The organism is Sphingomonas sp. 179-A 2A2 NHS (assembly GCF_045371305.1).
Lineage (GTDB): Bacteria > Pseudomonadota > Alphaproteobacteria > Sphingomonadales > Sphingomonadaceae > Sphingomonas.
Map to the genome: position 1 here is coordinate 571,269 of NZ_JBIQDE010000002.1, position 13,035 is coordinate 584,303.

Genomic DNA, 13,035 nt, shown 5'->3' on the forward strand with positions numbered 1-13,035 from the left:
TCCGGTTGATAGGCGCGCGAATATGGGCGCGGGCGACGCTTATTACTGTAGCGCAGCCGCGATCTTTGCGGCGAGCCGTTCGGCGACCGCGGCCTTCGGCGCCCGATCCCATGTCTCGACCGCGTCCGCGGAGACGATGTGCACGGTGTTTGCGTCTCCGCCCATGACATCGCCGGAGACATCGTTCGCCACGATCCAATCCGCACCCTTGCGCGCGAGCTTCGCCTGCGCATGCGGCACGACCTGTTGCGTTTCCGCCGCGAAGCCGACCAGCAGGCGCGGGCGCCGATCGCTGCGGCCTAGCGTGGCGAGAATATCCGGGTTCTCGGCCAAAGCGAGCGTCGGCGTCGCCCCGGTGGCCTTCTTGATCTTCTGATCGGCGCTGGACTCCACGCGCCAGTCCGCGACCGCAGCGACCATAACGGCGGCGTCGGCCGGCAGCGCCGCATCCACGGCAGCCGCCATCTCGCGCGCGGTTTCCACGTCGATGCGGGTGACGCCGGCGGGGGTCGGCAGCGTCACCGGACCGGCGATGAGTGATACGCGCGCACCGAGCGCCGCGAGCGCGCCGGCGATGGCGAAGCCCTGCTTTCCGGACGAGCGGTTCGCGATGTAGCGGACGGGATCGATCGGCTCGTGCGTGGGGCCGGCTGTCACGAGCACGTGCTTGCCCGCGAGTGGCTGCGCCCTCGTGTCGTAAATCGAAGCTGCCTCGCGCGGAGCGGCGAGCCGCTCTTCGATCGCGCGGACGATCGCTGCGGGTTCGGGGAGGCGGCCCGGCCCATATTCGCCGCAGGCCATTGCGCCCTCATCCGGCTCCATTACGGTCACGCCGTCCGCGCGAAGCTGTGCGACGTTGCGCTGGGTTGCCGGGTGGAGCCACATGCGCACGTTCATCGCTGGCGCGGCGAGCACCGGCTTGTCGGTCGCGAGCAGCAACGTGGTGGCCAGATCATTGGCGAGGCCGGCGACCATGCGCGCCATCAGATCAGCCGTCGCTGGCGCGACCACGACGAGGTCTGCCTGACGGCTGAGCTGGATATGGCCCATCTCGGCCTCGTCCTTGAGATCCCACAAAGTGGTGTGGACTTCCTCTTCGGACAAAGCGGCAAGCGTCATGGCGGTGACGAAGTGGCTGCCCCCTTCCGTCAGGACGCAGCGCACGCCGTGGCCGGCCTTGCGCAGCAGGCGGATGAGTTCGCAGGCCTTATAGGCCGCGATTCCGCCGCCGACGATCAGGAGTATCCGGCTCATGATGCGGTTCTTGTCACGGTAATGCGGCGCCTGTCGAGCGCAGCGCGGTAGAGATCGCGCAGCCCGTCCGGCACGAAGGCCAGCCCGACGAGCACGACCGGGGCGACCATCATGCCCCAGTAGAAGTTGTTGAGCCGGGCAAAGCCGGCGATCAGGATCCCATAGGCGGCGAGCACCACGGCCATGCGCATCGTCAGCGGATCGCGCGGCACCGTCCAGCCGAACAGCGCCAGCGCAATGACCGGGGCGACCAGCGTGAAGGGGAACACCTCAAGCACCGTCGCGTGACGCAGCGTCATGGCGTAGAACCACAAGCCGTTCAGGCCGGACCAGCCATCGGACACCAGATCAAGCGGGCCCGTGACCTGCGCCACCGCCATAGCGTGAGCGACGACTGCGGCGGCGAACGCCCCGAGGCCCAGGCACCAGCCGAGGAATTCGCGCCGCTGGCCCGTCACGAGCGCGAAGCCCGCCATGACCACGACGTACAGCGCGGCGGTTTCGCGGATCAGCATCGCGATCGTGGCGAGCGCCACCGACGCCACCCACTCGCCGCGGCGGCGCACTGCCAGCGACCAGGCGATCAGCAGCGCCGCCCAGATCTCGTGCGAGGCCGTGAGTTCCGGCTGGACCGAGACGATGAGCCCGCCGGCGAGAAGCAGTGCGGCGACGATGCGCGGCGCCCGATGCGGCAGGATTTCACTGAGGCGCACCAGCCATGCGGTCGCGGTAGCAGCCGCGAGCAACCACAGGAGGAGGATAGTGCCCGCAAGCGGCAGCGTTGCCTGCACCTGCGCCAGCAGCGGCATGCGGAAGGTGACGAAGGGGCGAAGCGGATAACCGGACCGCGCACGCAGTTCGCGCGCCGTGGCCTGATAATAGTCCGCGCCATGGTGCACATCGTCGACGATGGTTTCGTAGAGGGCGAGGTCGGACTCGCTGCCCTTGTTCTCGACCGCAGGTGGCGCGTCGGGCGGCGGGGGCGGCCGGTATGGCTGAATGGTGAGCGCAGCGATCAGCAGGGCGAGGACGACGAGCGCGGCGCGCGCGCGCTTCGCCGGCCAGCCCGCGAAGCGGGACGGCGCGGCAAGCCAGATCGGTCGGCCGGGCGCCGCCGGCATCTCAGCCGATCACCATCCACGTCGCGGCCACGCTGAGCGCAGCGGTGGCGAGCGCCACCGCAGCATAGCGCCAGCCGCCGCCGATGCGGACGATCTCAATCTCGCGCAGCGGCGGGGCAGGGGGCGCGCCGCCGGGCGGGGGGAAGCGGGCCTCGATCCGGCGGACCAGTTCGGGCAACCGATAGAGCGTCTTCACGTCGGCGACGATGCGATCGGCCACCGCGGCTTCCGGCCCCAGCTCGGTGCGGATCCAGTCCTCGACGAACGGCTGCGCCGTGTCCCACAGGTTGATATCGGGATCGAGCGCGGTGGCGACGCCCTCCACCATCACCATCGTCTTCTGCAGCAGCAGGAGGTGCGGCTGGGTGACCATGTCGAAATCGCGCGTGATCGAGAAGAGGCTGTCCAGCATCATCCCGATCGACATGTCCTTCACCGGCAGGCCGCGCATCGGCTCGCCCACGGCGCGCAGCGCCGTCGCGAACTCTGCGACGTCGTGGTGCGCCGGCACATATTGCGCCTCGAAGTGGATTTCGGCGACGCGGCGGTAGTTGCCGGTGATGAGGCCGTAGAGGATTTCGGCCAGCCAGATGCGCGCGCGGCGATCGATGCGGCCCATGATGCCGAAATCGATCGCGGCGATGCGGTTGCCCGGCAATGCGAAGAGATTGCCCTGATGGAGATCGGCGTGGAAGAATCCCTCGGCGATCGCCTGGCGCAGGAAGGCGTGCACCAGCGTCTTGGCGAGGAGCGGCAGGTCATAGCCGGCCTCGACGAGCGCAGCGCGGTTCGACAGTTTGATGCCGTCGACCCATTCGAGCGTCAGCACCTTGCCGGACGTGCGGGGCCAGTCGATCGCGGGAACGTGGAAGGCAGGCTCCGCCGTCATCGCCTCGGCAAGCTCGCTGGCGGAAGCGGCCTCGCGGCGGAGATCGAGTTCGCGCGCCGTCCAGCGCTTGAAGGTGGCGATCACGAGGCGCGGCTGGAGCCGTGCGATCTCGCCGCCGCCACCGCGACGGTCCTGTGCCTCGATCTGGGCGGCGGCCCATTCGTAGGTTTCGATCGCGCGGGCGAACTCTTCCTCGACGCCGGGACGCAGCACCTTCACCGCGACCGCGCGGCCATCGGTGGTGATGGCGCGGTGGACCTGCGCGATCGAGGCAGCGCCGACCGGCACCGGATCGAAGCTGGAGAACATCGCCTCGATCGGACGGCCGAGGCTGGTCTCGATCTGCGGACGGATCGCCTCGAACGGAAGCGGCGGCAGCGCATCCTGCAGGCGGAAGAGATCGAGCGCGGCCTCGTCACCGACGATGTCGGGGCGGGTGGCGAGCGTCTGGCCGAACTTGATCGCGGCGGGGCCGAGCGCCTCGAAGGCGTCGGCGTAGCGCGGCTGATCGGGCACCGAGGCACCGACGCGCGCTAGGCGCACGAGGCGGCGGACGCGGGGCGGGGTGTTGGGATCGCGTTCCAGGCCCCTCAGGGCACCGTGGCGCGCGAGCGTGCGGCCCCAGGTGAGCAGCCGCCAGCTATGGACGAGCGGGTGGGTCAACGGGCGCCAGCGCCCCCAAGCAGCGGGGAATGCATCAGATTTTCCAGCCGCTGTGGATCGCGACGAGGCCGCCGAGCAGCGGCTCCACCTTCGTCTGCACGAAGCCGGCGTCGCGAATCATGCCTTCAAAGGTGGGCATATCCGGAAAACGACGGATCGATTCGATCAGATAACGGTAGCTGTCGGCATCCTGCGCGAGCATCTGGCCGAGTTTTGGCACCAGATGGTGCGAATAGGCATCGTACGCTTCCTTGAACCCCGGCCAGGTGGTCGTCGAGAATTCGAGGCAGAAGAAACGGCCGCCGCGGCGAAGCACGCGGTGCGCCTCCCGTAGCGCCGCCGGAATGTCCGTCACGTTCCGGATGCCGAAGGCGATGGTGTAGGCATCGAAGAACTTGTCGGGGAAGGTCAGCACTTCCGCATTGGCTTCCGTCCAGACGAGGCCGTCGATGCCGCGCTCCTGCGCGCGCTTCATGCCGACTTCGAGCATGGCGGGGTTGATGTCCGCCACCGTCACCGAGGCGCCCGATTGCTGGAGGCGGAAGGCGATGTCGCCGGTTCCGCCGGCCATGTCGAGGATCTCCTCGCCGGCGCGCGGCTTGACCCGGCGCACGAAGCGATCTTTCCACAAACGGTGCATGCCGGCCGACATGGCATCGTTCATCAGATCGTAGCGGCTGGCGACATTGGTGAAGACGCCGCCGACGCGCGCGGTCTTCTCCGTGGCGGGGATGTCTTCGTAGCCGAAGGAGACGGTTTCGCTCATGTGCGCGGCTCTAGCGGGGCGCAGGGCGGGGGGCTAGGGGCGTTACGTGCCTGAGCTACCCGAAGTCGAAACCACCGTGAGGGGCCTGCGCCCGGTGCTGGACGGCGCGACCGTCGCCGCGATCGAGACGAGGCGCGGCGACCTGCGCCGGCCATTCCCGCCGGAACTCCGCCAGGTGATGACCGGCGCCCGTATCACAAGTCTCGCGCGGCGCGCCAAATACGGCCTGATCGATACCGATCGCGGGCAGACGATGATCTTCCACCTCGGCATGTCGGGGCGGTGGCGGGTGGATCCGAGCGAACTGCTGCCGCACGACCATCTGGTGATCGACACCACGGCCGGGCGGCGCGTGGCGCTGAACGATCCGCGGCGGTTCGGATCGGTCGACCTGTGGCCCACCGCCGAGCTGCCCGCGTTCCCGGCCTTCGCGGCGCTGGGGCCCGAGCCGCTGGGGCCGGAACTGACCGGCGCGTACCTGCACGAGGCGCTGGCCGGGCGGCGAGCGTCCATCAAGCTGATGCTGCTCGACCAGCGGATCGTGGCCGGGCTGGGCAATATCTACGTCTGCGAGGCGCTGTATCTGGCGCGAATCTCCCCCAAGCGCGCCGCCGGGCGAATCAGCCGGGCGCGGCTCGACCGGCTGGTGGACGCGATCCGCGCGGTGCTGCTGTCGGCGATCGAGGCGGGCGGATCGACGCTTCGCGATTATGCCCGGCCGGACGGCGAACTGGGCTATTTCTCCAAGCAATTCGCAGTCTATGGCCGGGAAGGAGAGCCTTGTGCGTGCGGCGGCACGGTGCAGCGATATGCAGAAGGCGGACGATCAACCTTCTGGTGCCCGGCCTGCCAGCGCAGTTGACCATTTGCGGCATTGGCGTTAAGTGGCGCGACTTCTAGGGCGATGGGTGTTCCCGCCGCCCTTTTTTCATCGACCGATATTTCGAGGACTGTAAATGGCGAACACGCCGCAAGCGAAGAAGCGCATCCGCCGCAACCAGCGCCGGGCCGAGATCAATGGTGCGCGCGTGAGCCGCATCCGCACCTTCGTGAAGAAGGTGGAGGCAGCGCTCGCAGCGGGTGACAAGACGGCGGCATCGGCGGCCCTCGCCGCGGTCCAGCCGGAGCTGCAGCGCGGCGTTGCGCGCGGCGTGCTTCATCGCAACACCGCCAGCCGCAAGTTCTCGCGCCTGACCAAGCGTCTGTCGGCTCTCGCCTGACGAACGCGCAGCGCCGCGACTCGCGGCGCGGCAGGACACGACATCGGGCCGGGCGATCTTCGGATCGCCTGGCTTTTTGTCGTTCGGGGGGCGCCCGACGGACTGAGAGGCAGAAGCGTCATCCCGGACCAGGCCTGGGATCACGAGACGGCGCCCCCGTTAATCGACCAGCGACTCGGCACTGGAGCGCAGCAGCGCCAGCAGCCCTTCCAGCGAATAGGGTTTGCGCAGGAAGCCGAAGCCGTGGTCACCTTCTTCGGCGAGCACGTGGCTGTAGCCGCTGGTGAGCACGACCTGGAGGCCGGGCCAGCGGTCGGCGATGGTTCGCGCCAGATCGAGGCCGTTGATCCCCGGCATCACGACATCAGTGAAAACGAGATCGAACTTGTCCGCCGAGGTCTCGAGCAGCCCGAGCGCCATTTCGCCGTTCTGCGCCCAGGTGACGATCTGGCCGATCTCTTCCAGCAGGCCGCGGGCGAACTGGCCCACCACTTCATTGTCCTCGACCAGAAGGACGCGAAGGGTGCGCAGCGTGCCGAGGCGGGCCGGCTGGAACGGCGCCGCGGCGGCAATCTGATCGGCGCGGGCGACCGGCAGATAGAGCGTGAAGACGGTGCCGATGCCGATCCGGCTCTCGACGTCGATCTCGCCGCCCGATTGCTTGGCGAAGCCGTGCACCTGGCTGAGGCCGAGGCCGGTGCCCTTGTTCAGCCCCTTCGTGGTGAAGAAGGGTTCGAAGATGTGCTTGATCGTTTCCGCGGCGATCCCGCTGCCATTGTCGGCGACCGTGACCGCGACGAACTTGCCAGCCGCGCCAGCGTGGCCGCGGACGCGCGGCAAGGCATCCACGGTCGCAGCCTTGATGGTCAACTCTCCGCCCGCGGGCATGGCGTCTCGCGCGTTGATGACGAGGTTCAGCAGCGCGGTTTCGAACTGGTTGAGATCCGCGTTGACGATGCCTTCGCCGTCGGCATCGATGGTGATGCGGATCAGCGGGCCGACGCTGGTCTCCATCATCTGCTGGAGACCGACGACCCGCTGCGCGACGTCAAAGATCTCGGGCTTCAGCGGCTGACGGCGCGCGAACGCGAGCAGCTGCGACGTTAGGGCGGCGGCGCGATCGGCCGTGTCGGCGATGGCGCTGATGTAGCGATCCCGCTTGTCGGTCGGGAGACTGGGCAGCTTGAGCAGGTCAGCCGATGAGCGGATCACCGTCAGCATATTGTTGAAATCATGCGCGACGCCGCCGGTCAGGCGGCCGACCGCCTCCATCTTCTGCGCCTGGGCCATGGCTTCACGGGCGCGTTCCACCTCCTGCTGCGCCTGCCATCGTTCGGTGAGATCGCGTGTCACCTTGGCGAAGCCGATGAGCTTGCCGGAATCGTAGATAGGATCGATCAGCACGCCGGCGCGAAAGCGCGTGCCATCCTTGCGGACGCGCCATGCCTCGACCTCATATTTACCCGCTTCGCGGGCGGTGCGCAGCGCGCGCTCCGGCTCGCCGGCCTGGCGATCCTCTTCGGTATAGAAGTTGGAGAAATGCTGGCCGATGATCTCGTCAGCCGAATAGCCCTTGATCGCCTGCGCGCCCGGATTCCAGTTCGTCACATACCCATTCTGGTCGAGCATGTAGATGGCGTAATCCTTCACGCCCTGCACGAGCAGGCGGAAGCGCTGTTCGCTGGCGATGAGCTTCTTCTGCGCCTCGCGCTTGTCGGTGATGTCGCGGGTGACCTTGGCGAAGCCCAAGAGGTTGCCGTCGTCGTCGATCACCGGATCGATCACCACGCTGGTCCAGAAGCGGGTGCCGTCCTTGCGCACGCGCCACCCTTCCGCCTCGAAGGTGCCGCACTCCGCCGCCGTCTTCAGCGCCCGGGCGGGGAGGCCGATCGCACGATCCTCCTCCGTATAGAAGCGCGAGAAATGCTGCCCGATGATCTCCTGAGCGGTATAGCCCTTGAAACGGGCGGCGCCGGCGTTCCAGCTGGCGACGTTGCCATCACGATCGAGCAGGTAGATGGCGTAGTCCTTCACCGCGTTCACTAGCAATTCGAAGCGGCGATCGCCGCCCACGGCATCAAGACTGGGTTGGTGCGTCAAAGAAGCTCTCGATGGTAGGTCGAACCTGCGACCGACGGTGAAGTGCCGAACGGGCCCGGCACAGTGCCGCCAATCGGGGGCGGACGCTAGCCTGCGTGAGAGGGTGTTTCACTAGCGCAGATTAAGGCGTGCGCTGCGCTGCGACACTGCGCGGCATCCGGGCCTGTGCGGCGTCGCGGCGCGTATGCGCCGGGCCGTTGTCGCGCGAAAGCAGCGAGCGGATTTGTTGCGTTACCGGCGAAGACTTTCCGCTGCGCATGTAAATGTTGGCGAAGGACACAAGCGCCTCGGTTAAGTGACTATATGGCAACATCGCGTCACAATTCGTTCATGGTCGACCACGGGGCAGATTGCCGCGGCGCAGCGAGGAGCGCAGCATCTGGGCAGAGGGAAGCACGTCAAGCAACGGGGGTACCCGAATGAAGACTTGGTTCACGACGGCAAGTGCAGGCGCGATCGCAGCGATCTTCCTCTTGCCCAGCGGCGCAGCGGCCCAGGCAGCGCCTCAAGATACGCCCGCAGATCAAGCCGCAGAAAGCGGATCCGACATTGTCGTGACGGGATCACGCATTCGCCGCGATCCGCTGGATAATCCATCCCCCGTGGTGACGGTGGACGAAGCGGCGATCGCGAAGACCGGCCTGTCCTCGATCGCGGACGTGCTGCAGCGGCTCCCCGCCTCGTCCGGCGGATTGAACACCAAGTTCAACAATTCGGGCAATCTCGGCAGCCCACCGGACGGTGGCGGCGTCGGCGCCGGTTCGGCAGGGATCGACCTGCGCTATCTGGGCTCCAAGCGCACGCTCGTGCTGGTCGATGGCCTGCGGTACGTGAACGGATCTAGCGCGAGCGGCATTCCCGGATCGGTCGACCTCAATTCCATTCCGGACGTGATGATCCAGCGGGTCGAGGTGCTGCAATCCGCCGCATCCGCCCTGTACGGGTCGGACGCGATCGGCGGCGTCGTCAACATCATCACGCGATCGGGGCAGAAGGGCTTTCGCGCGATGGCGCAATATGGCCAATATCTGTCCGAAGGCGACGGTGAGACGCAGAATTACCATCTGAGCTGGGGCGGCGGCTCCGGCGGACTGAAGGTGGATGCGGGCGCCTTCTACACCAAGCAGGATTCGGTGCGCGCGGCCGATCGGGGGATCTCGCAATTCCCCAACCCCGGGCAGACGAGTTGCACCGATCCGATCGGCGGTTGTTCGAGCTTCAGCGCGCTCGGCCGCTTCCTGGTCAACGGCCAGGACATCACCTTGCGCGCGCCGGTGCTGACGGGCCGTCCCGTCTATGATCCGACGCTGGCCACGGGCGACTTCCGCGCCTTCACCGCGGCGGACCGGTTCAACTTCGCGCCCTATAATTACTTCCTGACGCCGAACGAGCGGTACGGCGCGTTCCTGAACGCGCGCGCCGAGTTCACCGACGCGTTCAACCTGCAGCTGCGCACGGTGTGGAACCATCGCAAGTCGCAGAACCAGGCGGCGTTCCTGCCGCTGGGCATCGGGCCGGACGTGGGCAACGGCAACCTGCTCGATACGCTCTCGATCGACGCCACCAATCCGTACAATCCGTTCGGCGTCACGCTGATCCCGGGGCAGAATTACACCGCCATCTTCCGCCGCCTGATCGAGGCGGGTCAGCGCACCTATTCGCAGAGCGTCGACACATGGTCCGTCACCGCGACGGCGGACGGCAAGTTCGAGCTGTTCGGCCGCAACTGGTATTATGACGCGAACGCCGTGTTCGGCTTCAACAATGCGCACCAGCTGTTCACCGGCAACATCAACGCGGCGCGGCTGCAGCAGGCGCTGGGGCCGGTGAGCCAGTGCACCGGCGAATGCGTGCCGTTCAACTTCTTCGGCGGTGTCGGCTCCGTCACGCCGCAGATGCTGGGCTTCATCGGCTTCGACGAACGATCGCGCAGCGAGCAGCGGCTGACCGACTATACGCTGAACGTGTCGGGCGAATTGTTCGACCTGCCGGGCGGCGCGGTGGGGCTGGCCTTCGGTTACGAGCATCGCGACCAGTTCGGCAGCTTCAACCCCGATCCGATCATCCAGGCCGGGCTGGGCGCTGACATCCCGGCGCAGGCCGCGCGCGGATCGTTCAACGTCGACGAGGTCTATGGCGAGCTTCGCGTGCCGCTGATCCGCGACACGCCGTTCCTGAACCTGGTGGAGCTGAACGGCGCGGTGCGGCACTCCGACTTCTCGACCTTCGGCGGGAATACGACGCTGAGCGGCGGGGCGTTGTGGAAGCCGGTGGCGGACCTCTTGCTGCGCGGCCAATATGCCGAAAGCTATCGCGCGGCGTCGATCGGCGAGCTGTTCGGCGCGCGGTCCCGCTTCGATCAGCCGCTGGCGGACCCGTGCAGCAACATCGCCGGATCGCCCTACCAGACATCGGCGACGGTGCGGGCGAATTGCGCCGCCAATGGCGTGCCGGCGAACGGCAGCTATGCCGAGCCGACCGGCCAGTTGCCAGTGATCACCGGCGGCAACCGCGAACTGCAGCCGGAAACGGCGCGGACGTGGCTGTTCGGCGGCGCCTACAGCCCGGAATGGGCGCGCAGCGGCTTCTTCCGCTCGCTCAGCCTCGAGGTGAATTACTATGACATCAAGGTGAAGGGAGCGATCACCTCGATCCCGGCGGACGTGCTGCTCAGCCGCTGCGCCGAGATCGGGGATCCCTTGTCCTGCGCGGCCGTGGTGCGAGCGCCGAGCGGCTTCATCACGTCGATCAACGGTGTGCTGCTGAACACCAGCGGGCTGCGCACGCGCGGGCTCGACCTCACCTTCCTCGCCCGCACGCGGGAGACGGGGGCCGGCACCTTCGGCCTCTCGATCAGCGGCAATTACCTGCTGAAGTACGAGGAGGAGGTGCCCGCCACCGCCGGCGTCACGGTGATCGATTACACCGGCACCGAGCGCGGCAGCCCCGACCAGGCTTACCCCCGCTTCAAGGGGCAGGCGACGCTGGACTGGGACATCGGCCCGGTCGCGGCGGCGTTCACCGGCCGCTACATCGACGACGTGCGCGAGATTGCGGATGGCAACAAGCTGAAGAGCCGCTTCTACGGCGACGTGCAACTGACCTTCCGCCCGAGCTGGCTGAACCAGCAGCTGGGGCTGACGCTGGGCATCAACAATGTGTTCGATACCGACCCGCCGGGCTGCTTCTCGTGCAGCCTCAACAATTACGATCCGACGACCTACGACGTGCCTGGCCGTTTCGGCTATGCGCGGCTGAGCTACGGGTTCTGACGGGGCGGCCGGGAGGGCGCCGGGCGGCGTCCTCCCTCTCCCGCGGTTTGGCGGACTGGGCTCGCCTTGGCTGCGACGGTGGGGCAGGGGCGAGGCTCACACCATCCGGAGGGCCGCGTGCGCCACATTCTGCTGATCTATGACCTGGCGCCTGATTATCTGGCGCGGCGCGGGCAGTTCCGCGAGGCGCATCTCGCGCTGGCGTGGGAAGCGGCCGATGAGGGCGCGCTGGTGCTGGGCGGCGCGATCGGCGATCCGGTGGAATCCGCGCTGCTGCTGTTCACCGACGAAGCGCGAGCAGCCGCCTTCGCCGCGGCGGATCCTTACGTGCGCGAGGGGCTGGTGACCGGATGGCGGACAGTACCGTGGACGACGGTGGTGGGCGAGCGCGCGGCGACGCCGATCCGGCCGCACGGCGGCTGACGGGCCACGACGTGGCTCAGCGCGGCGGGCCGACGAGCGTCCTGGTGAAGGCAGCGGGCTGGCAGTCGCCACCGGAAGGCTGCACGCAGCGCAGCGGCAGGACCTGGGCGTAAGCGGGCGTACGTGCGAGGCCGCGGATCTGTTCGAGCGACTGGCCGCGGAAAAAGGCGACGACGCGGCTCTGGCCACCGGGGCCACGGAGCGTCGCGAAGCCGATCCCCGCGCCGAACGAGGGGAAATCGGCAGCGAAGCCCGGGATCTTCCAGTGGAGGCCGAGGTCGCCGGCAAGGCTGGCGATGGTGCCGTCGTGGCCGACGATGACGGTGAGGCGTGCCGGTTGCGAGGGGGAGAGGGCGAGGGCCATGCGGCGTTTGAGCGTTCCGATCTCGAGGCTCGACAGATACGGCGGCCGAACGGTGATCTGGTAGGGGACGTTCACCAGCGTGGTCAGAGCGGTGATGTCCGCCCCCGTGGCGCGGCCCCAGCCCACCCGCGACGCCGGCCAGCCATTGGCATATTGCAGCAGAAGCGCGGACGATGCCTTCGCGGCGCGTTCGATCGATCCGTGAACGCGCGGGGGGCGGCTGGTGGTCGCCGGCTCCAGTGTGGATCCTCCGCGGATGCCGCAATCGGCTGCGCTGCTGCCGCATAGGATCCGGTTCAGCCGCGCCAGCAGCGGCTGGAGGCGCCGGTCCCATGCTGCAAGGCCGCCCTTGCCGATCGCGGCTCGCGCCGCTGCGTCGGCACGCGCAGGATCGACCACGAGGTTGCGATTGGCCGCCGAGGGAAAGAGCGGATCGGGCTGGCCGAGCGGCTTGTGCACCGTCGCGAGCGCACAGCCAGGTGCGACATTGGCGGCATATACCTGCGCCGTGCGAATGGTGCGTTCGAAGCTGTTGGCGAGGATCGCGACGCGGCCAGCAGCCGGGCAGCCGTTCGCCGGAACAAGCCCGTAGCGACGCAGCCAGAGGCGGTCAGAGGCCGCGAGCAGCGCGATGGCCCGGGCGCCATGATCCGTGAGCAAGCCGCGTGTATCGGGCCAGCCTGGCCAGGGGGCGGGGAGCCCGGGGATCGCTGGCGGCGCCGCGTCCGGCGAGCGCACGCCGTGCCGCATGAGGATCACCATGCGCTCAACCTGCCATCCGCGGGGAAGCGCGAAGGGCGCTACACTACCAGCCGTGCCATCTGTGCGTGGAGCCGCCGACAGGGCGGCCGGTGTGGCAAGCGCGAATGCGGCGAGCAGCGGGGCGATGAGGCGGCGGAGATGGTTCACGGTTGGGGGCGCGCCTTCGTTGTTGTGGGTGGAGGATACGTGCCGATGCCCAGG

Annotated in this window: 10 protein-coding genes; 4 read left to right on the plus strand and 6 right to left on the minus strand. The window is 67.9% G+C overall.

The features are described from left to right. Positions 1-42 precede the first annotated feature (42 nt). Genes coaBC through ACH0AE_RS06050 form a run of 4 tightly spaced genes read right to left on the minus strand, consistent with a single transcriptional unit; the run spans position 43 to position 4,693 of the window. Positions 43-1,254, minus strand: coding sequence for a bifunctional phosphopantothenoylcysteine decarboxylase/phosphopantothenate--cysteine ligase CoaBC (coaBC, locus tag ACH0AE_RS06035; protein ID WP_294443415.1), 1,212 nt, complete (start codon positions 1,252-1,254; stop codon positions 43-45). After that, positions 1,251-2,375 (minus strand): hypothetical protein, encoded by a 1,125-nt coding sequence (locus tag ACH0AE_RS06040; RefSeq protein WP_294443416.1) that lies wholly within the window; start codon positions 2,373-2,375, stop codon positions 1,251-1,253. The genes coaBC and ACH0AE_RS06040 overlap by 4 nt, the downstream gene beginning before the upstream one ends. A gap of 1 nt (position 2,376) precedes the next feature. Next, positions 2,377-3,927 (minus strand): 2-polyprenylphenol 6-hydroxylase, encoded by a 1,551-nt coding sequence (gene ubiB, locus ACH0AE_RS06045; RefSeq protein ID WP_294443417.1) that lies wholly within the window; start codon positions 3,925-3,927, stop codon positions 2,377-2,379. Positions 3,928-3,961: 34 nt separating this feature from the next. Continuing rightward, positions 3,962-4,693 carry a class I SAM-dependent methyltransferase gene (locus tag ACH0AE_RS06050; protein WP_294443418.1) on the minus strand — a complete coding sequence of 244 codons (732 nt, stop codon included), beginning with the start codon at positions 4,691-4,693 and terminating at the stop codon, positions 3,962-3,964. Between the two features lie 46 nt (positions 4,694-4,739). On the opposite strand from ACH0AE_RS06050, the gene mutM reads away from it, so the two are divergent. Together mutM and rpsT are read left to right on the plus strand one after the other, a co-directional pair. Beyond that, entirely contained in the window at positions 4,740-5,555 is an 816-nt protein-coding gene (mutM, locus tag ACH0AE_RS06055; RefSeq protein WP_294443419.1) for a bifunctional DNA-formamidopyrimidine glycosylase/DNA-(apurinic or apyrimidinic site) lyase, read from the plus strand. Between the two features lie 94 nt (positions 5,556-5,649). Further along, positions 5,650-5,913 (plus strand): 30S ribosomal protein S20, encoded by a 264-nt coding sequence (gene rpsT, locus ACH0AE_RS06060; RefSeq protein ID WP_046411219.1) that lies wholly within the window; start codon positions 5,650-5,652, stop codon positions 5,911-5,913. Between the two features lie 159 nt (positions 5,914-6,072). Here rpsT and ACH0AE_RS06065 read toward each other — a convergent pair whose 3' ends face one another. Next, the gene (locus ACH0AE_RS06065) at positions 6,073-8,013 is read right to left on the minus strand and encodes a PAS domain-containing sensor histidine kinase (RefSeq protein WP_294443420.1); all 1,941 of its coding nucleotides are present in this window, start codon (positions 8,011-8,013) and stop codon (positions 6,073-6,075) included. A 419-nt stretch (positions 8,014-8,432) separates the two neighbouring features. On the opposite strand from ACH0AE_RS06065, the gene ACH0AE_RS06070 reads away from it, so the two are divergent. Further along, positions 8,433-11,285 (plus strand): TonB-dependent receptor domain-containing protein, encoded by a 2,853-nt coding sequence (locus tag ACH0AE_RS06070; protein WP_294443421.1) that lies wholly within the window; start codon positions 8,433-8,435, stop codon positions 11,283-11,285. A 117-nt stretch (positions 11,286-11,402) separates the two neighbouring features. Then, entirely contained in the window at positions 11,403-11,708 is a 306-nt protein-coding gene (locus tag ACH0AE_RS06075) for a YciI-like protein (protein ID WP_294443422.1), read from the plus strand. Between the two features lie 16 nt (positions 11,709-11,724). Here ACH0AE_RS06075 and ACH0AE_RS06080 read toward each other — a convergent pair whose 3' ends face one another. Further along, positions 11,725-12,981: a histidine-type phosphatase gene (locus ACH0AE_RS06080; protein ID WP_294443423.1), complete on the minus strand. Its 1,257-nt coding sequence runs from the start codon at positions 12,979-12,981 to the stop codon at positions 11,725-11,727. Positions 12,982-13,035 lie beyond the last annotated feature (54 nt).